Annotated in this window: 17 protein-coding genes and 1 riboswitch; of the genes, 10 read left to right on the top strand and 7 right to left on the bottom strand. The window is 54.7% G+C overall.

What is annotated here, in order from left to right; genetic code table 11:
• Entirely contained in the window at positions 1-1401 is a 1401-nt protein-coding gene (gene leuC, locus OGY37_RS22535; RefSeq protein WP_063941101.1) for a 3-isopropylmalate dehydratase large subunit, read from the top strand.
• 10 nt (positions 1402-1411) lie between these two features.
• Entirely contained in the window at positions 1412-2017 is a 606-nt protein-coding gene (leuD, locus tag OGY37_RS22540; RefSeq protein WP_003829572.1) for a 3-isopropylmalate dehydratase small subunit, read from the top strand.
• 45 nt (positions 2018-2062) lie between these two features.
• On the opposite strand, the gene idnR is transcribed toward leuD, so the two are convergent.
• The 5 genes from idnR to sgrT all read right to left on the bottom strand — a co-directional run bounded on the left by idnR (position 2063) and on the right by sgrT (position 6936).
• Entirely contained in the window at positions 2063-3055 is a 993-nt protein-coding gene (idnR, locus tag OGY37_RS22545) for a DNA-binding transcriptional regulator IdnR (RefSeq protein ID WP_126956898.1), read from the bottom strand.
• An 82-nt stretch (positions 3056-3137) separates the two neighbouring features.
• Entirely contained in the window at positions 3138-4421 is a 1284-nt protein-coding gene (locus tag OGY37_RS22550; protein ID WP_003829574.1) for an MFS transporter, read from the bottom strand.
• A gap of 57 nt (positions 4422-4478) precedes the next feature.
• Positions 4479-5243 carry a gluconate 5-dehydrogenase gene (idnO, locus tag OGY37_RS22555; RefSeq protein WP_123268699.1) on the bottom strand — a complete coding sequence of 255 codons (765 nt, stop codon included), beginning with the start codon at positions 5241-5243 and terminating at the stop codon, positions 4479-4481.
• A gap of 277 nt (positions 5244-5520) precedes the next feature.
• The gene (locus tag OGY37_RS22560; RefSeq protein ID WP_003829576.1) at positions 5521-6699 is read right to left on the bottom strand and encodes a sugar efflux transporter; all 1179 of its coding nucleotides are present in this window, start codon (positions 6697-6699) and stop codon (positions 5521-5523) included.
• A 108-nt stretch (positions 6700-6807) separates the two neighbouring features.
• On the bottom strand, positions 6808-6936 hold the full coding sequence (sgrT, locus tag OGY37_RS22565; RefSeq protein WP_003829577.1) for a glucose uptake inhibitor SgrT: 129 nt from the start codon (positions 6934-6936) through the stop codon (positions 6808-6810).
• Positions 6937-7035: 99 nt separating this feature from the next.
• Here sgrT and sgrR point away from each other — a divergent pair, with 99 nt between their 5' ends.
• From sgrR to thiQ, 4 genes are all read left to right on the top strand, one after another.
• A complete protein-coding gene (sgrR, locus tag OGY37_RS22570; RefSeq protein ID WP_148362453.1) occupies positions 7036-8691 on the top strand; it encodes an HTH-type transcriptional regulator SgrR in 1656 nt (551 codons plus the stop codon).
• A 47-nt stretch (positions 8692-8738) separates the two neighbouring features.
• Positions 8739-8836: riboswitch (TPP riboswitch) on the top strand.
• 30 nt (positions 8837-8866) lie between these two features.
• The gene (thiB, locus tag OGY37_RS22575) at positions 8867-9850 is read left to right on the top strand and encodes a thiamine ABC transporter substrate binding subunit (RefSeq protein WP_286621948.1); all 984 of its coding nucleotides are present in this window, start codon (positions 8867-8869) and stop codon (positions 9848-9850) included.
• Positions 9826-11436 (top strand): thiamine/thiamine pyrophosphate ABC transporter permease ThiP, encoded by a 1611-nt coding sequence (thiP, locus tag OGY37_RS22580; protein WP_279275186.1) that lies wholly within the window; start codon positions 9826-9828, stop codon positions 11434-11436. Before thiB ends, thiP begins: the two co-directional genes overlap by 25 nt.
• On the top strand, positions 11420-12118 hold the full coding sequence (thiQ, locus tag OGY37_RS22585; RefSeq protein ID WP_286621953.1) for a thiamine ABC transporter ATP-binding protein ThiQ: 699 nt from the start codon (positions 11420-11422) through the stop codon (positions 12116-12118). The genes thiP and thiQ overlap by 17 nt, the downstream gene beginning before the upstream one ends.
• A 97-nt stretch (positions 12119-12215) precedes the next feature.
• Here thiQ and OGY37_RS22590 read toward each other — a convergent pair whose 3' ends face one another.
• Together OGY37_RS22590 and araC are read right to left on the bottom strand one after the other, a co-directional pair.
• Positions 12216-12983, bottom strand: a complete 768-nt coding sequence (locus OGY37_RS22590; protein WP_003837398.1) for a DedA family protein — start codon at positions 12981-12983, stop codon at positions 12216-12218.
• A gap of 119 nt (positions 12984-13102) precedes the next feature.
• Positions 13103-13948, bottom strand: coding sequence for an arabinose operon transcriptional regulator AraC (araC, locus tag OGY37_RS22595; protein WP_003829586.1), 846 nt, complete (start codon positions 13946-13948; stop codon positions 13103-13105).
• 339 nt (positions 13949-14287) lie between these two features.
• Between araC and araB the strand changes: the two genes are divergently transcribed.
• The 4 genes from araB to polB all read left to right on the top strand — a co-directional run bounded on the left by araB (position 14288) and on the right by polB (position 20753).
• A complete protein-coding gene (gene araB, locus OGY37_RS22600) occupies positions 14288-15997 on the top strand; it encodes a ribulokinase (protein WP_003829588.1) in 1710 nt (569 codons plus the stop codon).
• Positions 15998-16007: 10 nt separating this feature from the next.
• Positions 16008-17510 (top strand): L-arabinose isomerase, encoded by a 1503-nt coding sequence (gene araA, locus OGY37_RS22605; protein WP_003829590.1) that lies wholly within the window; start codon positions 16008-16010, stop codon positions 17508-17510.
• 105 nt (positions 17511-17615) lie between these two features.
• Complete coding sequence (araD, locus tag OGY37_RS22610; protein WP_286621957.1) at positions 17616-18311, top strand: L-ribulose-5-phosphate 4-epimerase; 696 nt, start codon at positions 17616-17618, stop codon at positions 18309-18311.
• Positions 18312-18401: 90 nt separating this feature from the next.
• Positions 18402-20753 carry a DNA polymerase II gene (gene polB / locus OGY37_RS22615; protein ID WP_286621959.1) on the top strand — a complete coding sequence of 784 codons (2352 nt, stop codon included), beginning with the start codon at positions 18402-18404 and terminating at the stop codon, positions 20751-20753.
• Positions 20754-20827: the final 74 nt, after the last annotated feature.

The raw sequence follows: 20827 nt of genomic DNA on the forward strand, positions 1-20827 counted from the left end.
ATGGCCAAAACGTTGTACGAAAAATTGTTTGATGCGCACGTCGTCTTTGAGGCGCAAAACGAAACCCCACTGTTGTACATCGACAGGCATCTGGTGCATGAAGTGACCTCTCCGCAGGCGTTTGATGGACTGCGCGCGCATGGCCGTCAGGTACGCCAGCCAGGTAAAACCTTTGCCACCATGGATCACAACGTCTCTACCCAGACCAAAGACATCAACGCGTCGGGTGAGATGGCGCGCATCCAGATGCAGGAGCTGATTAAGAACTGTAACGAATTTGGCGTCGAGCTGTACGACCTGAACCATCCGTATCAGGGTATCGTTCACGTGATGGGGCCAGAACAAGGCGTGACGTTGCCGGGTATGACCATCGTCTGCGGCGATTCCCACACCGCTACACACGGCGCGTTCGGCGCACTGGCGTTTGGCATTGGCACCTCTGAAGTTGAACACGTTCTGGCGACGCAGACCCTGAAACAGGGGCGCGCCAAAACCATGAAGATTGAAGTCAACGGTAAAGCAGCCCCTGGCATTACCGCCAAAGATATTGTGCTGGCTATTATCGGTAAAACCGGTAGCGCAGGCGGTACCGGACACGTGGTTGAGTTTTGTGGCGAAGCCATCCGTGCATTGAGCATGGAAGGCCGGATGACCCTGTGCAATATGGCCATTGAAATGGGCGCCAAAGCGGGTCTGGTCGCACCGGATGAAACGACATTTAACTATGTTCAGGGTCGTTTACACGCACCGAAGGGCGAGGATTTTGACCACGCGGTTACATACTGGAAAACCCTGAAAACCGACGACAACGCGACGTTTGATACCGTCGTTACCCTGCAGGCAGAAGAGATCGCTCCGCAGGTCACCTGGGGAACAAACCCGGGTCAGGTCATCTCGGTGAACGATAATATTCCCGACCCGGCGTCATTTGCCGATCCCGTTGAGCGTGCATCAGCTGAAAAAGCGCTGGCGTATATGGGGCTGAAACCGGGTATTCCGTTAACGGAAGTGACTATCGATAAAGTGTTCATCGGTTCCTGCACCAACTCGCGTATTGAAGATTTACGCGCCGCGGCAGAAATCGCCAAAGGGCGCAAAGTTGCGCCGGGTGTGCAGGCACTGGTGGTGCCGGGCTCTGGTCCAGTGAAAGCGCAGGCGGAAGCAGAAGGTCTGGATAAGATCTTTATCGAAGCCGGTTTTGAATGGCGTTTACCGGGCTGTTCCATGTGCCTGGCGATGAACAATGACCGCCTGAACCCAGGCGAACGCTGCGCATCCACCAGCAACCGTAATTTTGAAGGTCGTCAGGGCCGCGGTGGTCGCACGCATTTAGTCAGCCCGGCCATGGCCGCCGCTGCCGCCGTAACCGGTCATTTTGCCGACATTCGCAGCATCAAATAAGGAAACTACCATGGCAGAGAAATTTACCCAGCATACCGGCCTGGTTGTCCCACTGGATGCCGCCAACGTTGATACCGACGCAATTATCCCTAAACAGTTTTTGCAGAAGGTTACGCGCACCGGTTTTGGCGCCCATCTGTTTAACGACTGGCGTTTCCTGGACGAAAAGGGCCAACAACCGAATCCTGAGTTCGTTTTAAACTTCCCGGAATATAAAGGGGCATCCATTCTGCTCGCACGGGAAAACTTTGGCTGCGGCTCTTCACGCGAACATGCGCCGTGGGCACTGACCGATTACGGCTTTAAAGTTGTTATCGCACCAAGCTTCGCCGACATCTTCTACGGCAACAGTTTCAATAACCAACTGTTGCCGGTGACCCTGAGCGACGCGCAGGTAGATGAAATGTTCGCGCTGGTGAAAGCCAATCCGGGCATTAAATTTGAAGTGGATCTGGAAGCGCAGGTGGTGAAAGCAGGCGATAAATCCTACAGCTTTAAAATTGACGACTTCCGCCGTCACTGCATGCTGAACGGTCTGGACAGCATCGGGCTGACGCTGCAGCATGAAGCGGCCATCACCGAGTACGAAGACAAGCAGCCAGCGTTTATGCAGTAATCTCTTCCGCTGGTCACCGCACTGTGGCCAGCCCTTTCTCTTCGCCTAAAGCGTATCGCCGTAATAGATTTGGTAGCCAAGATTGACGCTGCCCGGCGCAGCTTTCCCGTTCAAACGCTTAATCAGAATATCCGCCGCCGTTTTGCCAATCTCAAAGCGTGGCGTAATCACACTGGCGATTTTTTGCAGCCGCGCACGGCCAATTTCCAGCCCGTGGAAACCGGCAATCGCCATTTTTCCCGGCACATCGTACTGCTGTGCCTGACACTCCAGCAGCGCGCCAACCGCCAGGTCATCGTTGGTACAGAAAATAGCGTCAATATCCGGCTTTTCCCCCATCGCCTGCTGGAACATCTTGCGTCCCAGCGCCACCGACGAAATAGTTTTTGGCGCCAGGTGGTACGCTTCCAGTCCCTGCGCCGCCAGCGCTTTCTCGGTGCCGCGAAAACGGCTGAGGTCTCGGGGGTCATCCATCGAGCCAAAGAAAGCAATGCTGCGTTTACCGCTGTCAATAAAAGCCTGCGTCATTTCAAACGCGGCTTTTTCGTTATCAAACCCAACCTGTATATCAAGATACTGGCCGCTAATATCCATCAGTTCCGCCACCGGTACGCCGCTGGCGCGCACGTACTGGATCATCCGCTCGGTATGCAGCTTTCCCGTGAGGATCAGGCCGTCGATATTGTAAGAGAGCAAGTTCAGCACCTCACGTTCTTCACGCTCGGCATCATATTCGTAGTTGGCGATCAGCGTCTGGTACTGGCAGGCCGAGGTGACGGATTCAATCCCCGCCAGCACGTCGGCAAAGATCTGATTACGAAACGAGGGGATCAGCACACCAATGGTTTTGCTGCGTGCGTTGAGCAGAATTTCCGGGGCGCGGTTGGGGATGTAGTTGTTCTCTTCCATCACTTTCGAAATCAATTCGCGGCTGCGTTGCGACACCTGATTCGGGTCACGCAGATAACGGCTGACCGTCATCTTATTCAGCCCGGCCAGATTAGCGATATCCTGTAATGTCATCCGATTGTTTTTCATGAGGTTCTCTACGACCAACAGCCCATTATGCTCGCAGAGAACCTTATCACAGCCGGTTAGCGACTGCACTCCTCGCTCAACCTTAACGCGTAGCCATCTCAGCCGACGGCGACGTGGTTTCATTTTGCGCACGAACGCAGTACATCAGCACCACCGACGCCAGCAGAGCAATCGCCATGAAGGTGTAGGAGACGCCCGGCCCGCCGGTCACGCCGTTGAGGTAACCCACCAGCCACGCGCCGAGGAATGCCCCTAACGCGCCAAAACTGTTGATCATCCCCATCGACACGCCGGAGACGTTGCGTGGCAGCAGTTCGGGGATCAGCGCAAAGAACGGCCCGTAAGGCGCATACATACAGGCGGCGGCCACAACCAGCAGCGCGTAGGAGAGCCAGAAGGACTGGTTGCCCAACAGCCACGAGGCAAAGAACGCGATAGCGGCAATCAACAGCAGCGGCCAGATAAACAGTTTACGGTTCTGGAACTTATCGGACAGCCAGGAGACTGTCAGCATCAGGCAAATCGCCGCCAGATACGGCACCGCTGCCAGCCAGCCCACCGCCACGATGTCCATCTGCGCCGCATTTTTGAGGATTGACGGCATCCACATCATGAAGCCATACACCCCGATGCTCCAAAGCGCATGCACCGCGCAAAGCATAATGACGCTGCGTGAACGCATCGCTTCACCGTAGTTACGCATCGGTTTGATGTCGCGCTGCTCGCGATCCATCGCCTGCTGTAATGCCTGTTTCTCCTGCTCGCTCAACCAGCCCGCATCCGCCGGTTTGTCGCGTACCAGAATCACCCAGCAGAACGCCCAGATCACCGCCGGGATACCTTCGATAATAAACATTTCGCGCCAGCCCCAGGCTTCAATCAGGTAGCCGGAGACTATCGACATCCACAGCACTGTGACCGGGTTGCCGAGAATTAAAAAGGTGTTGGCGCGCGAGCGTTCAGTTTTGGTAAACCAGTTGCTGATATAAATCAGCATCGCGGGCATCACCGCCGCTTCGACGATGCCGAGAATAAAGCGGATCGCCATCAGCGTTGGGATATTGCTGACAAAGCCGGTCGCCGCGGCACAAAGCCCCCAAAGGATCAGGCTGTAAAAAATCATTTTGCGCACGCTATGCTTAACGGCGTACATCGCGCCCGGCACCTGGAAAAAGAAGTAGCCCAGGAAGAATAACGCGCCAATTAACGATGCAGTTCCCTGAGTAATCCCCAAGTCATGTTCAATACCCGCGGCAGCGGCAAAGCCGTAATTGGCGCGGTCAAGATAAGCTAAGCTGTAGGTAATAAAAATAATCGGCATTAAATACCACCAGCGACGTGCTGGCAGTTTTGCGAGCATATTCATACTCACTCCTTGGATTATTGTTTTCGCTGGCAAGCCACGACTGCGGCCCATTATTTATCAGACCGCGGCGAGCATGCCGCCGTCCACAAACAGAAGATGCCCATTCACAAAGTCAGAAGCGGGCGCGGCAAGATAAACCGCCGCGCCGATCAGCTCCTCCGGGTTACCCCAGCGAGCGGCGGGAGTGCGCTGGAACAGCCAGGCGGAGAATGCTTCATCGTTGACCAGCGCGGTGGTCATGTCGGTGGCGAAATAGCCGGGAGCAATGCCGTTGACCTGAATATTGTATTCCGCCAGTTCCACGCACATGCCACGGGTTAACATTTTGACCGCACCTTTTGACGCCGCGTATGGAGTAATGGTTTTACGACCTAATTCGCTTTGCATTGAGCAGATATTAATAATCTTCCCGCGGCGGCGTTGCACCATGTAGCGGGAAACCTGCTGCGACACCAGAAAGACCGATTTCTGGTTTACATCAATCACTTTGTCCCATTCAGCCTCAGGGAATTCGGTGAAGGGGTAACGACGCTGAATTCCGGCGTTGTTAATTAAAATATCAATGGCCCCAACTTCCTTTTCGATTTGCGCGATGGCGCGCGCCACCTCTTCCCCGTTGGTGACATCAAATCCATAGCCAACGGCGCGATAGCCTTCGGCCACCAGTTTGTCCGCCGCCGCCTGCGCCCGCTGCTGGGTGATGTCGTTAATCACAATCTCAGCACCGTGCGCCGCCAGACCGCTGGCCAGCAGGTTACCAATGCCCTGAGCGGAACCGGTAATCAACGCGCGTTTGCCGGTAAGGTCGAATAGGTTTTTCATAAAAAACTCCTTTTTTAATAACTGTTACGCGTAACTGTATACGCGTAACAGTAGAAAAAAGAAGATCCAGGAAGAGGAAAATGATCGTTATGTGATCAACATTACATTTACGTGCAAGATGAAAAAAGAGGGATAGACCTGATAAGCGTAACGCGATCAGGCCGTAAGGAGAGGTTACCGGATGGCGGCGTAAACGCCTTATCCGGCCTACAAAAACGACAAAAGCGAATACGAAATGTCGTCCGGTCGAGCACAGCGACGCCGGGATTGCACCGGACTAAACATCCTTCACCCGCCCGGTCATCCACAGCGTCACCACCGAAATCACCGCAATTACCCAATAGACAGCATAGTGACCGTAGCTTTGCGCAACTGCCCCCTGAATCACCCCAGCCAGAATGACTCCCGTTGAAATACTGTTGGTAAATAATGTGGTCGCTGATCCCGCACGTCCGGGCATCAGATCCTGAAACCACAGCATGCCTATCCCGGCGATAATACCGATAAATACCGCGTTAAACAGTTGCAGCACCAGCAGCGCCGTACGGCTGTGAAAGAAGATCAAACCAAGATAAAACAGCACACCTGCCGCTACGGCCGCGATCATCATTCGCCGTTTGCCAAAGCGCTTCACGTAATAGCCCGCAAGAATCATCGCCGGAATTTCCAGTCCAGCTGCCGTCCCCATTAGAATCCCGGCCAGCTTGTCCGGCAAGCCCAGTTCGAGGCTTATCCACAGCGGCATATCGATGATGTACATGGTGTTGCAGGTCCACATCAGCGTGGAGGCAATAAACAACATACGCACATTTTTGTCCTGCCAACCGCCGGTCTGTTCCAGCGGCACATCTACAGGCTGCTCCACCCGAGCAACTGACGGCAGTATCAGCGCAATCAGCACCAGGCTAATGGCAAAAATCCCTGCGGCAATGGAAAACATCGCCGTAAAGCCGTAATTCAGCGCCAGCATAAAAGCCAGCGGTGGGCCAATTACCCAGGCCAGTGAAAGCTGCGCACGCATCACCGAGCTAAACATCACCACTTCACGCGCGGAGTTATCAGCATATTCCCGCGCCAGCGCAAACAGCTGCGGCATGGCGGTGTTCGCCAGCGAGGCCAGCAGCACACCGCAGGTGATCAGCGTAAGATAGTGACGATTAAAGGCAAACAGCAACGCATTGCCAATTGCCATCAGGCAGCAGAACATGATCAACTTACGTCGATCGCCCTGGCTGTCGGATCGTTTCGCAAGGCCAAGGCTGACTACGATCCCGACAATCGCATTGACGGTGTAAAACAGCCCGACCCAAAATGGCTGCGCCCCGACTTCACGGCTCAGGAACAGACTCAGCGTGGGTGCCTGCAATGCCCCCGCCACGCCCATCATAAAAGCGACCAGCATAAATGCCGCGTAAACGCCGTTGAGGCGCCGTCCCATGGTCATAATCCAGAGCATATCTTTCCTTTTAAGCGCAGCTGAAACGAAAAAAGCCAGCAGATAATACCTGCTGGCGCGGCGATTAACACCAATACTCAGTCACACATGATGTCTGCAATTTCCAATTCAGGAGTCAGATGTCATCTCCCACTGCATCAGCTCTTCGAGCATCTTTAAGCGCTGCGGGGCACTCGGGCAAGCCAACCAGGACGATTTTTCTGTCGCGGTAAAGTACTTCAACCAGAACTGACGCATAGATGACCCCTTCGTTGTCTCATCGCTTCATCGGAATCTATTATTGGCTTAATATAGGGATTATAAAATTGCTGAGTTTTCCGCAGGAGTTCCCCTTTTATGTCTTCTGGTCGTTTGCAACAACAGTTCATCCGTCTGTGGCAATGCTGTGACGGTAAGACGCAAGACACGACGCTCAACGAGCTGGCGGATCTACTGAGCTGCTCGCGTCGCCATATGCGTACGCTGCTTAATACCATGCAGGATCGTGGCTGGTTGACGTGGGAAGCTGAAGTTGGACGAGGTAAACGCTCGCGACTGACATTCCTCTATACCGGGCTGGCGCTCCAGCAGCAGCGCGCGGAAGACCTACTGGAACAGGATCGTATCGATCAACTGGTGCAGCTTGTCGGTGACAAAACGGCCGTCCGGCAAATGCTGGTCTCCCACCTTGGCCGCAGCTTTCGCCAGGGTCGGCATATCATGCGCGTTCTCTATTATCGCCCGATGCACAACCTGCTCCCCGGTACGGCATTACGCCGCTCCGAAACCCATATCGCCCGCCAAATCTTCAGTGCCTTAATTCGGGTAAATGAGGAAAATGGGGAACTGGAAGCGGACATTGCCCATCACTGGCAGCAAATTTCACCTTTGCATTGGCGATTCTTCCTGCGCCCGGGGATCCATTTTCATCATGGCCGCGAGCTGGAAATGGAAGATGTTATCGCCTCGCTGAGGCGCATTAACACCCTGCCACTGTACTCACACATCACGCAAATAGTTTCTCCCACGGCCTGGACGCTGGATATCCATCTGGCCCAGCCAGACCGCTGGCTTCCCTGGCTATTGGGGCAGGTCCCGGCCATGATCCTGCCGCGAGAATGGGAAACGCTAAACAACTTTTCCAGCCACCCGATTGGTACCGGTCCGTATGCGGTAATGCGCAACACCAATAACCAACTGAAAATTCATGCATTTGATGATTACTTTGGCTACCGGGCGCTAATCGACGAAGTTAATGTTTGGGTATTACCCGACATCGGAGAAGAACCTGGCGGCGGGTTGACGCTAAAAGGTCCCACAGAGGATGAAAAGGCGATCGAAAGCCGCCTCGAAGAAGGCTGCTACTACCTGCTGTTTGATGCGCGTAGCCACCGTGGCGCTAATCAGGAGGTCCGTGAGTGGGCAAGCCGCGTTCTCTCGCCAACGAATTTAATCTGCCACGCCGATGAACAGTACCAGCGGTTGTGGTTTCCCGCCTACGGTTTGCTTCCCCGCTGGCACCACGCCAAACCTGGCCATGGTGAAAAACCCGCCGGGCTGGAAACGCTGACGATCACCTACTATCGCGATCATATCGAACACCGGATTATCGCGCAGATCATGAAAACGTTGCTGGCGCAGCATCAGGTACAGTTGAATATTCAGGAGATCGACTACGATCAATGGCATGCAGGTGAAATCGTCAGCGATATCTGGCTCAACAGCGCCAACTTTACCCTCCCGCTGGACTTCTCACTGTTCGCCCATTTGTGCGAAGTCCCTTTGCTGCAAAACTGTATCTCGCGGGACTGGGAAAACGATGCGGCTCGCTGGCGAACGGGCGAAATGAGCCTGGCAGCATGGTGCCAACAGCTGCTCGCCACAAAGGCCATTGTGCCATTAATCCACCACTGGCTGATCATTCAGGGACAGCGCAGTATGCGCGGGCTGCGCATGAATACCCTCGGCTGGTTTGATTTTAAATCGGCGTGGTTTGCGCCGCCGGATCCATAAGAGCCAGCTCTTAATTGCTGCCCGGCAACAAAATCACTACACTAACGCCGTTCTCAACGGGGTGCTATGCAATATGCTGGCTGAGAGATACCCGTCGAACCTGATCCGGATAATGCCGGCGAAGGGATTTGAGGCTTATCTCAAGTCCTTTGCCACCCAACTCTTGAGGTGCAAAGTGTTTAAAAAATGTCTTCCGCTTTTACTGCTGTGCGCAGCGCCTGCCTTCGCTAAACCTGTACTGACCGTCTATACCTACGACTCGTTCGCAGCTGACTGGGGCCCGGGCCCGACAATCAAAAAAGCCTTTGAAGCTGACTGCAACTGCGAGCTAAAACTGGTCGCGTTGGAAGATGGCGTCTCACTGCTTAACCGCTTGCGCATGGAAGGAAAAAACAGCAAAGCCGACGTCGTGCTGGGTCTGGATAACAACCTTCTGGAAGCCGCTACACAAACCAAACTGTTTGCCAAAAGTGGTGTTGCAAACGACGCCGTTAACGTACCCGGCGGCTGGAAAAACGATACCTTCGTTCCGTTTGACTACGGCTATTTCGCCTTCGTTTATGATAAGAACAAGCTGAAGAATCCGCCCAAAAGCCTGAAAGAACTGGTAGAGAGCGGCCAAAAATGGCGCGTCATTTATCAGGATCCGCGCACCAGCACGCCTGGATTGGGTCTGCTGCTATGGATGCAGAAAGTCTATGGCGATAAAGCGCCAGAGGCGTGGCAGAAACTGGCAGCCAAAACCGTCACCGTCACCAAGGGCTGGAGCGAAGCCTACGGCCTGTTCCTGAAAGGTGAAAGCGATCTGGTGCTCAGCTACACCACCTCTCCGGCCTATCACATCATCGCCGATAAAAAAGACAACTACGCCGCAGCCGACTTTAGCGAAGGCCACTATTTGCAGGTGGAAGTCGCCGCCCGTACTGCGGCCAGCAAGCAGCCGGAACTGGCCGAGAAATTCCTGAAGTTTATGGTGTCCCCGGCATTCCAGAATGCGATTCCGACCGGCAACTGGATGTATCCCGTGACGCAAGTCGCCCTGCCGCCAGGATTCGAGCAACTGAATAAACCGGCCACCGCGCTGGAATTTACGCCGCAGCAAGTTGCGGCTCAACGTCAGACATGGATTAGCGAATGGCAACGCGCCGTCAGCCGTTAATCCCCGGCTGGTTGGTTCCAGGGCTTACCGCCGCCACGCTGATGGTGGCCGTTGCCCTGGCCGCATTTCTGGCACTGTGGTTTAACGCCCCGCAGGGAGAGTGGCTCTTGCTGTGGCAAGACGACTACCTGTGGCACGTGGTGCGCTTTTCTTTCTGGCAGGCTTTTTTATCTGCTGTGCTGTCGGTTGTCCCGGCGATTTTCCTCGCCAGAGCGCTCTATCGTCGTCGTTTTCCAGGACGTCTGGCGCTACTGCGTCTGTGCGCGATGACGTTAATCCTGCCGGTGCTGGTCGCGGTATTCGGTATTCTTAGCGTCTACGGCCGCCAGGGTTGGCTGGCCTCGCTCTGGCATACATTCGGGCTGGAGTGGACGTTTTCGCCATACGGTTTGCAGGGCATTCTGCTGGCGCATGTCTTTTTCAATCTGCCGATGGCCAGCCGCCTGCTGTTACAGTCGCTGGAGAATATTCCCGGCGAACAGCGGCAGTTAGCCGCTCAGTTGGGTATGCGTGGCTGGCATTTCTTCCGTTTTGTTGAATGGCCGTGGCTGCGTCGTCAGATTCTGCCCGTCGCGGCACTCATCTTTATGCTGTGCTTCGCCAGCTTCGCCACCGTTCTGTCGCTTGGCGGCGGGCCACAGGCCACCACCATCGAGCTGGCTATCTATCAGGCGCTGAATTTTGATTACGATCCTGCCCGCGCAGCCATGCTGGCGTTGATCCAGATGGTTTGTTGTTTGGCGCTGGTGCTCCTCAGCCAACGTCTGAGCCGGGCGATTGCTCCCGGTGCTACCCTGTTACAAGGCTGGCGCGATCCCGACGATCGCCTGCACAGCCGACTGGCTGACGCAATCCTGATTATTCTTGCCCTGTTGCTGTTGCTGCCGCCGCTGCTGGCGGTAGTTGTCGATGGCTTAAACCGCCATGTTCTGGATGTACTGATGCAGCCAGTGCTGTGGCAGGCGCTGGGAACCTCGCTGCGCATCGCATTAGCAGCAGGAGCGTTATGCGTCGTACTCACCATGATGCTGTTATGGAGCAGTCGTGAACTTCGTGCCCGACAGCAACTGCTGGCAGGTCAGATGCTGGAGTTGAGCGGCATGATGATCCTCGCCATGCCGGGCATCGTGTTAGCTACCGGCTTCTTTCTGCTGCTCAATAACACCATTGGGCTTCCCGAATCTGCCGACGGTATTGTTATTTTTACCAATGCGTTGATGGCGATCCCTTACGCGCTGAAGGTGCTGGAAAACCCAATGCGTGACGTCACTGCGCGCTACAGTATGTTGTGCCAGTCGTTGGGCATTGAGGGATGGTCGCGCCTGAAAGTGGTTGAACTGCGCGCCCTGAAGCGCCCGCTGGCGCAGGCGATGGCGTTTGCCTGCGTCCTGTCGATTGGCGATTTTGGCGTAGTGGCGTTATTTGGTAATGAGGATTTCCGTACCCTGCCATTTTATTTATATCAGCAGATTGGCTCTTATCGCAGTCAGGATGGCGCGGTTACGGCGTTATTACTGCTGATCCTGTGCTTTACGCTGTTTACCGTTATTGAGAAATTGCCGGGTCGAAATGTTAAAACTGATTGATATCACATGGCTTTATCATCATTTGCCTATGCGCTTTACGCTGTCGGTCGCGCGCGGTGAGCAAATAGCTGTACTCGGGCCCAGCGGCGCCGGGAAAAGTACGCTTTTGAATCTGATTGCCGGCTTCCTCACGCCCGCCAGCGGTACCATGATGATTGACGGTGAAGATCACACCACATCACCTCCCTCACGCCGTCCTGTCTCTATGCTGTTTCAGGAAAACAACTTGTTTAGCCATCTGAGCGTACAGCAAAACCTCGGCCTGGGCCTGAATCCGGGATTAAAACTGAACGCATCGCAGCGGGAGAAAATGCTCCACATCGCCCAACAAATGGGACTCGACTCTCTACTGGAGCGCCTCCCCGGCGAGCTTTCCGGCGGGCAGAGACAGCGCGTGGCGCTGGCGCGTTGTCTGGTGCGGGAACAACCTATTTTACTGCTTGATGAACCGTTCTCTGCGCTCGATCCTGCGCTGCGCCAGGAGATGCTAACGCTGGTCGCCGAAGTCTGTCGCGAGAAGCAGCTGACGTTACTGATGGTTTCTCACAGCGTAGAAGATGCGGCGCGAATTGCGCCCCGCTCGATTGTGGTCGCCGACGGGCGCATCGCCTGGCTGGGCAAAACGGACGATCTGTTAAGCGGCAACGCCAGCGCCTCGGCGCTATTGGGCATTAAAGCATAATGCGTTGCCGGATGACGGCGTGAACGCCTTATCCGGCCTACAGGTCGCACCTTTTGTAGGCTGGATAAGGCGAAGCCGCCATCCGGCAAAGGTGTCGTCAGTAACCCACCACTTTGCGCAGAATATCGATATACACCGGCATCAGCGGATGGCGCAGTAACGCCACCAGCGCGACCACGCCGATCCCGAGCGTCAACGGCGCCAGATACAGCAAACGGCTACGGGGGAAATACGCCGTTAAGCGATCAACAGCCGCTTTGCCACTGCGCCACAGCCGCCAGCAAAACCACCCTCCCACCCAGAGCAACACCGCCGTCGCCAGCAGCAACCATTTAAAATCCCCGCTCTGCATATCAGAAGGAATATCGATTGCTGCCCCCGCCAGGATCCCCGGCAGGAAGTAGAACGGTGGCCACAGCACGCAGCCAATAATATTCGGGACGATAAATTTAGCGACAGGCAGATCCAGCATGCCTGCAACCATCGGCACCAGCGGGCGCGTCGGTCCGACAAAACGCCCCACCAGAATAGTAAACATGCTGTGCTGATGCAGGGCGTGCTCGGTTTTATCCAGCAACGCCTTGTTCTTTTTCATGAACGACCAACGGTGCAACGGCTTTTTAAAGCGCCAGCCCAGCCAGAAGGAGATCCAGTCCCCCAATAGGCAACCAATGATGCCCGCAAGCCAGGCATGCCAGAAGTTCAGTTCGCCGCTGCCAATCAGCGCGCCCAACCCCGCCATCATCACGGTCCCGGGCAGAATCAGACCAACCAGCGCCAGCGACTCCAAAAAAGCCACCAGAAGTACGGCGATCAGAGAGTACAGGGCGGACTGGAGAATAAAGTGTTCCAGCAATGCTTGCATAATGTGTCCGTCAAATTTACGAAGCAGGGATTTTGATAACCCCTCTCAACTTCGTCAAGCCATCAATTGTCTGAATAGATTGCGAGTTATGACAACTTTCAGGATACATCATTCACTTTTTATTCACATCCTGCACGAAACTCGCTCGGACTGGCACCGGTACATTTTTTGAAAACACGAGAGAAATAGAGCTGATCGTCAAAGCCAACATTGCGACCTACGGTGGCAATGGGCATACGTGTGGTACTCAGTAATAGCTTCGCCTGGCTGATGCGCTGATCCTCGCGCCAGCTCAAAACGCTGATACCCAGCTGCTGACGGAACAGATGCGACAAACGGGAAGGCGACAGGCAGACGTGCTGCGCGACGCTGGCGATATCAAAATTGCTGTCCGCCAGGTGATCGCTGATGTACTGACAGGCATCGCGGACGCGGTTGTCCATGGGAGGGTGTAGCGATTCATTGATGGCTTCCATACGTCGGAGCAACAACTGTTCCAGTAAATTAATCGCCAGCAGTTCGGAATAGCGACCTTCTCCCTGCCCGGCGTTAATTATCTGCCCAAACAGCTCGTTAAAATGCGGCTGATGTGCTTCATCCGGGCGGAAAAAACCGGTCTGGCCAAAAATGGCCGGCCAGGTCAGCCACTCCTGCCAGTAGGCGCGCGGGCGAAAGTAAACCCACTGGTGATACCACTCGCTGGCATCAGGATGGCGCCCGTAGTGGTGAATTTCTCCAGGTGGAAACAACAGAATATCGCCAGGCCGGCAGACAAACTGCTTACCCTGATTATTGATAACCCCTTCGCCACGGATGGTGAGATTAAGGATATAACCCTTCATACCCAGCGGCCTGTCGATAAAAAAATCCAGGTATCCGTTCGCCTCGATGGGGGTTAATCCGGCCACCAAATGCGCGTTAAACGAATAACCTGGCAACAGGGGATCGTTTTGCGTTTCAGCCATAATTTCAATACTCCCTACGTCCTGCCAAGAAACAATTTGTCCATATTACGCCAGACATCATCGCTGTCGCCCCTGCGGGCCGCTGTATTTGCGGCAATGGACCATCAACCCCGCTTGTGAAAAGCTCTTTGTAAAAAACATGTACTACGCCAACGTCAAAATCGGCTAACAAAAGTGTCTATAACTACGGCAGAAATGTCCACATTGATTATTTGCACAGCGTCACACTTTGTGATGCCACAGCATTTTAGTCCATAAGATTAGCGGATCCTGCCTGACGGTTTTTATCGCTACTCACTACTGTTTATCCATACCCGTATTTTTGGATGGAGTAAGACGATGGCGATTGCAATTGGCCTCGATTTTGGTAGTGATTCAGTACGCGCTTTGGCGGTGGAATGTGCCACCGGCGAAGAGATCGCCACCAGCGTTGAGTGGTACCCACGTTGGCAGGAAGGGCAGTATTGCGATGGCCCAAACAACCAGTTTCGCCATCATCCGCGCGACTACATTGAATCCATGGAAGCGGCGCTGAAAACCGTACTGGCCGAACTGAGCGCTGAGCAGCGCGCGGAAGTGGTCGGTATTGGCGTTGACAGTACCGGCTCAACCCCGGCCCCCATCGATGCAGACGGTAATGTACTGGCGCTGCGTCCGGAGTTCGCGGAAAACCCGAATGCGATGTTTGTCCTGTGGAAAGATCACACCTCAGTAGAAGAAGCCGAAGAAATCACCCGCCTGTGCCATACACCGGGCAAGATCGATTACTCCCGCTATATCGGCGGCATTTATTCCAGCGAATGGTTCTGGGCCAAAATCCTGCATGTAACTCGTCAGGACCACGCAGTTGCCGAAGCTGCGGTTTCGTGGATTGAGCTATGCGACTGGGTTCCGGCCCTGCTCTCCAACACCGTACGCCCACAGGATATTCGTCGCGGTCGCTGCAGCGCCGGGCATAAATCTTTGTGGCATGAAAGCTGGGGTGGTCTGCCGCCAGCCAGTTTCTTTGACGAACTCGACCCCATCCTCAACCGCCATCTGCAATACCCAATGTTTACCGATACCTTCACCGCGGATCTGCCGGTTGGCACCCTGTGCGCCGAGTGGGCACAGCGTCTTGGACTACCGGAAAGTGTGGTGATTGCAGGCGGTGCTTTTGACTGTCATATGGGCGCGGTCGGCGCAGGTGCACAGCCTAACACGCTGGTGAAAGTCATCGGCACGTCAACCTGCGACATTCTGATTGCCGATAAGCAAAGCGTTGGCGAGCGTGCGGTGAAAGGCATTTGCGGCCAGGTTGATGGCAGCGTGGTGCCGAATTTTATTGGCCTCGAAGCTGGTCAGTCTGCATTCGGTGATATCTATGCCTGGTTTAGCCGCGTGCTGAGCTGGCCGCTGGAACAGCTTGCCGTACAGCATCCGGAACTGCAGACCCAGATTAAAGCCAGTCAAAAACAGCTGCTGCCTGCACTCACCGAAGCATGGGCGAAAAATCCATCACTGGAGCATCTGCCGGTCGTGCTCGACTGGTTCAACGGTCGCCGTACGCCCAATGCCAACCAGCGTTTGAAAGGGGTGATTACCGATCTGAACCTGGCAACCGACGCGCCAGCGCTGTTCGGTGGTCTGATTGCCGCCACCGCCTTTGGCGCGCGCGCCATTATGGAATGCTTCACCGAACAAGGCATTGCGGTTAACAACGTGATGGCGCTTGGCGGTATCGCGCGCAAGAACCCGGTCATCATGCAGGCCTGCTGTGACGTGCTGAACCGTCCGCTACAGATTGTCGCTTCAGACCAGTGCTGCGCACTCGGTGCGGCTATCTTCGCCGCCGTTGCCGCGAAAGTACACGCCGATATCCCTGCCGCTCAACAGCAGATGGCAAGCGCCGTGGAAAACACGCTGCAACCTCGCCCAGAGCAGGCTCAACGTTTTGAACAGCTTTACCGCCGCTATCAGCAGTGGGCAGTAAGCGCTGAACAGCAATACCTTCCGACTGCCGCTCCGGCGCAACAAGCCCCGGTAGACCTGGCAACCCTGACACATTAAGGACACGACAATGACGATTTTTGATAACTATGAAGTGTGGTTTGTGATTGGTAGCCAGCATCTGTATGGCCCTGAAACCCTGCGTCAGGTAACCCAACATGCCGAGCACGTCGTTAACGCACTGAATACTGAAGCCAAACTGCCCTGCAAGCTGGTATTAAAACCGCTAGGCACTTCCCCTGATGAGATTACCGCTATCTGTCGTGACGCAAACTACGACGATCGCTGTGCAGGGATGGTGGTCTGGCTGCATACCTTCTCCCCGGCAAAAATGTGGATTAACGGCCTGACTATTCTCAACAAGCCGCTGATGCAGTTCCACACCCAGTTCAACGCCGCCCTGCCGTGGGACAGCATTGATATGGACTTTATGAACCTGAACCAAACTGCGCACGGCGGTCGTGAGTTCGGCTTCATCGGCGCGCGTATGCGTCAGCAGCATGCCGTGGTCACCGGTCACTGGCAGGATAAACAAGCGCACGAACGCATTGGCTCCTGGATGCGCCAGGCCGTGTCCAAACAGGATACCCGCCACCTTAAAGTCTGCCGTTTTGGCGACAACATGCGTGAAGTTGCGGTCACCGATGGCGATAAAGTCGCTGCGCAGATCAAGTTCGGCTTCTCGGTAAACACCTGGGCCGTGGGCGATCTGGTGCAGGTAGTGAACGCAATTAGCGACGGCGAAATCAACGCGCTAATCGATGAGTACGAAAGCACCTACACCATGACTGCGGCGACGCAAGTCCACGGTGAAAAACGTCAGAACGTCCTGGAAGCGGCCCGTATTGAACTGGGGATGAAGCGCTTCCTGGAACAGGGCGGATTCCACGCCTTCACTACCACATTTGAAGATTTACACGGCCTGAAACAGCTCCCTGGTCTGGCCGTACAGCGTCTGATGCAGCAAGGCTACGGCTTTGCGGGCGAAGGCGACTGGAAAACCGCCGCTCTGCTTCGCATCATGAAGGTGATGTCAACTGGTCTGCAGGGCGGCACCTCATTTATGGAGGATTACACCTACCACTTCGAGAAAGGCAACGATCTGGTGCTCGGCTCGCACATGCTGGAAGTGTGCCCGTCCATCGCGGTGGAAGAGAAACCGATCCTCGACGTACAGCACCTCGGCATTGGTGGTAAAGACGATCCTGCCCGTCTGATCTTCAACACCAAAACCGGCCCGGCAGTGGTTGCCAGCCTGATCGATCTCGGCGATCGCTATCGCCTGCTGGTTAACTGCATCGACACAGTGCAAACGCCGCACTCCCTGCCAAAACTGCCTGTCGCTAACGCGCTGTGGAAAGCTCAACCGGATCTGCCAACCGCTTCTGAAGCCTGGATCCTGGCCGGTGGCGCACACCACACCGTGTTCAGCCACGCGCTGGATCTGAACGATATGCGCCAGTTTGCTGAAATGCACGATATCGAGATCGCGGTGATCGATAACGATACCCGCCTGCCGGCCTTTAAGGACGCGCTGCGCTGGAACGAAGTGTATTACGGCTTCAAACGTTAACAACTGCCGGATGACGGCGTAAACACCTCATCCGGCCTACAAGAATGTGCGATTTGTAGGCCGGATAAGCGTAGCGCCATCCGGCAAGATTCATCGGAGAGCATCATGTTAGAAGATCTCAAACATCAGGTACTGGAAGCCAATCTGGCGTTGCCTAAGCACAATCTGGTCACCCTGACCTGGGGGAATGTCAGCGCCGTCGATCGCGAGCGCGGCGTGTTTGTGATTAAACCTTCGGGAGTCGATTACAGCGTAATGACCGCCGACGATATGGTGGTAGTCAGTATCGCCACGGGTGAAGTTGTAGAAGGTACGAAGAAACCTTCCTCAGATACCCCAACACACCGTTTGCTGTATCAGGCGTTCCCGACCATTGGCGGCATTGTTCACACCCATTCGCGCCATGCAACCATCTGGGCGCAGGCGGGTCAGTCGATTCCGGCAACGGGGACCACCCATGCGGACTATTTCTACGGTTCGATTCCCTGCACACGGAAAATGACCGACGAAGAAATCAACGGCGAATATGAATGGGAAACCGGCAACGTGATCGTTGAAACCTTTGAGAAACAAGGTATTGACGCCGCGCAGATGCCTGGCGTGCTGGTGCACTCTCACGGTCCGTTTGCCTGGGGAAAAAATGCCGAAGACGCGGTGCATAACGCCATCGTGCTGGAAGAAGTCGCCTATATGGGGATCTTCTGTCGCCAGCTCGCGCCGCAATTGCCGAATATGCAGCAAACCCTGTTAGATAAACATTATCTGCGTAAACACGGTGCTAAAGCGTATTACGGGCAGTAACCTCTTCTGAGTATGACAACTGTATAAAATCACAGCTAATCTATCAGAACCAGGCTATAATAATGCCTGGTTTTTTGATGGATACGCAGCGTGGCGCAAGCAGGTTTTATTTTAACCCGGCACTGGCGGGACACCCCACAGGGAACTGAGGTCTCATTCTGGCTGGCTACAGACAATGGGCCGCTGCAGGTCACGCTCGCGCCTCAGGAGTCGGTCGCGTTTATTCCCACCAGTCAGGTTCCTCGCGTAATGTCATTATTACGCACTGAAAACGGCTATCGCCTGAAATCGCTGCAATTGCAAGACTTCCACCGCCAGCCTGTTTCCGGCCTGTATTGCCGCTCACATCGCCAGCTCATGCGGTTGGAAAAACTGCTGCGCGAAAACGCAGTCACCGTCTATGAGGGCGACGTACGCCCACCTGAGCGGTATCTCATGGAGCGCTTTATCACCTCCCCTGTTTGGGTCGAAGGCGACAGACATAATGACATGCTAGTCAATGCCCGCCTGAAGCCGAACTCTGACTATCGACCACCGCTAAAATGGGTATCGCTGGATATCGAAACCACGCGCCACGGCGAACTCTATTGCATCGGTCTGGAAGGCTGCGGGCAGCGTATTGTCTACATGCTCGGCCCGGCAAACGGCGACGCCTCTACGCTTGATTTTGAATTTGAGTACGTTGCAAGCCGCCCGCAGTTGCTGGAAAAACTCAATGACTGGATTGCCCGTCACGATCCTGATGTGATAATCGGCTGGAACGTCGTGCAATTCGATTTACGCGTCCTGCAACAGCACGCCGAACGTTACCGCATTCCCTTGCGTTTTGGCCGTGATAGCAGCGAGCTTGAGTGGCGCGAGCATGGCTTCAAAAACGGCATATTTTTCGCTCAGGCTAAAGGCCGCCTGATTATCGACGGTATTGAGGCGCTAAAATCCGCGTTCTGGAATTTCTCGTCATTTTCACTGGAAACGGTGTCACAGGAGCTGCTGGGCGAAGGGAAGTCGATTGATAATCCGTGGGACAGAATGGACGAAATCGACCGTCGATTTGCCCAGGATAAGCCCGCGCTTGCCACCTACAATCTCAAAGACTGTGAGTTGGTCACGCGCATTTTTCATAAAACCGAGATCATGCCATTTCTGCTGGAACGATCGACGGTCAACGGTCTGCCGGTCGACCGGCACGGTGGTTCAGTTGCCGCCTTCGGACATCTCTACCTGCCACGAATGCACCGGGCGGGTTATGTGGCGCCGAATCTGGGTGAAGTCCCCGCGCACGCCAGTCCCGGCGGCTACGTGATGGACTCACGCCCAGGCTTATACGACTCGGTACTGGTGCTGGATTACAAAAGCCTGTATCCCTCAATAATTCGTACTTTTTTAATCGATCCGGTGGGGCTTATCGAAGGGATGGCGCAGCCGGATCCGGAACACAGCACCGAAGGTTTCCTTGACGCCTGGTTTTCACGCGAAAAGCACTGCCTGCCTGAAATCGTTACTCAGATCTGGCACGGGCGCGAAGAAGCAAAACGCCGTGGCAATAAGCCACTCTCGCAGGCGTTGAAAATCATCATGAACGCATTTTACGGCGTGCTGGGCACCACTGCCTGTCGCTTTTTCGACCCGAGACTGGCCTCGTCCATTACCATGCGCGGCCATGCGATCATGCGCCAGACCAAAGCGTTAATTGAGGCTCAGGGTTACGATGTCATTTATGGCGATACCGACTCGACCTTTGTCTGGCTGAAAAAGGCGCACTCAGAAGACGATGCAGCCCGAATTGGTCGGGAACTGGTGAGCTATGTCAACACCTGGTGGGCGCAATCGCTGAAGCAACAAAATCTGACCAGCGCGCTGGAACTGGAATTTGAAACCCATTTTTGTCGCTTTCTGATGCCGACCATTCGCGGTGCAGATACCGGCAGTAAAAAACGCTATGCGGGGATGATTCAGGACGGTGCTGAGCAACGTATGGTGTTTAAGGGACTGGAAACGGTACGAACCGACTGGACGCCGCTGGCCCAACAGTTTCAGCAGGAGCTATACCTGCGAATTTTTCGTAACGAACCTTATCAGGAGTTTGTTCGCGAGACTATTGACCGTCTGATGGCCGGTGAAATGGATGAACAACTGGTGTACCGCAAGCGCCTGCGTCGCCCGTTAAGTGAATACCAGCGAAATGTTCCACCACACGTTCGCGCTGCGCGGTTAGCCGATGAGCAGAATGTAAAGCTGGGGCGTCCGCCACAGTATCAGAATCGCGGAACCATAAAATATGTCTGGACGGTCAATGGCCCAGAACCTGTTGATTATCAGCTATCTGTGCTCGATTACGAGCATTATCTGACCCGCCAGATCCAACCCGTTGCCGAGGGAATTCTTCCCTTTATTGACGATAATTTTGCTACACTACTCACAGGACAACTGGGGTTATTTTGACGCGTGACGAAACCGCCGCCATCCAGTACCATAGCGCCCTTTCCATTCCTGGACCCATTTAACACCACTACCAC

Origin of the sequence: Citrobacter sp. Cpo030, assembly GCF_030333005.1 — a bacterium.
Classification (GTDB): domain Bacteria; phylum Pseudomonadota; class Gammaproteobacteria; order Enterobacterales; family Enterobacteriaceae; genus Citrobacter; species Citrobacter portucalensis.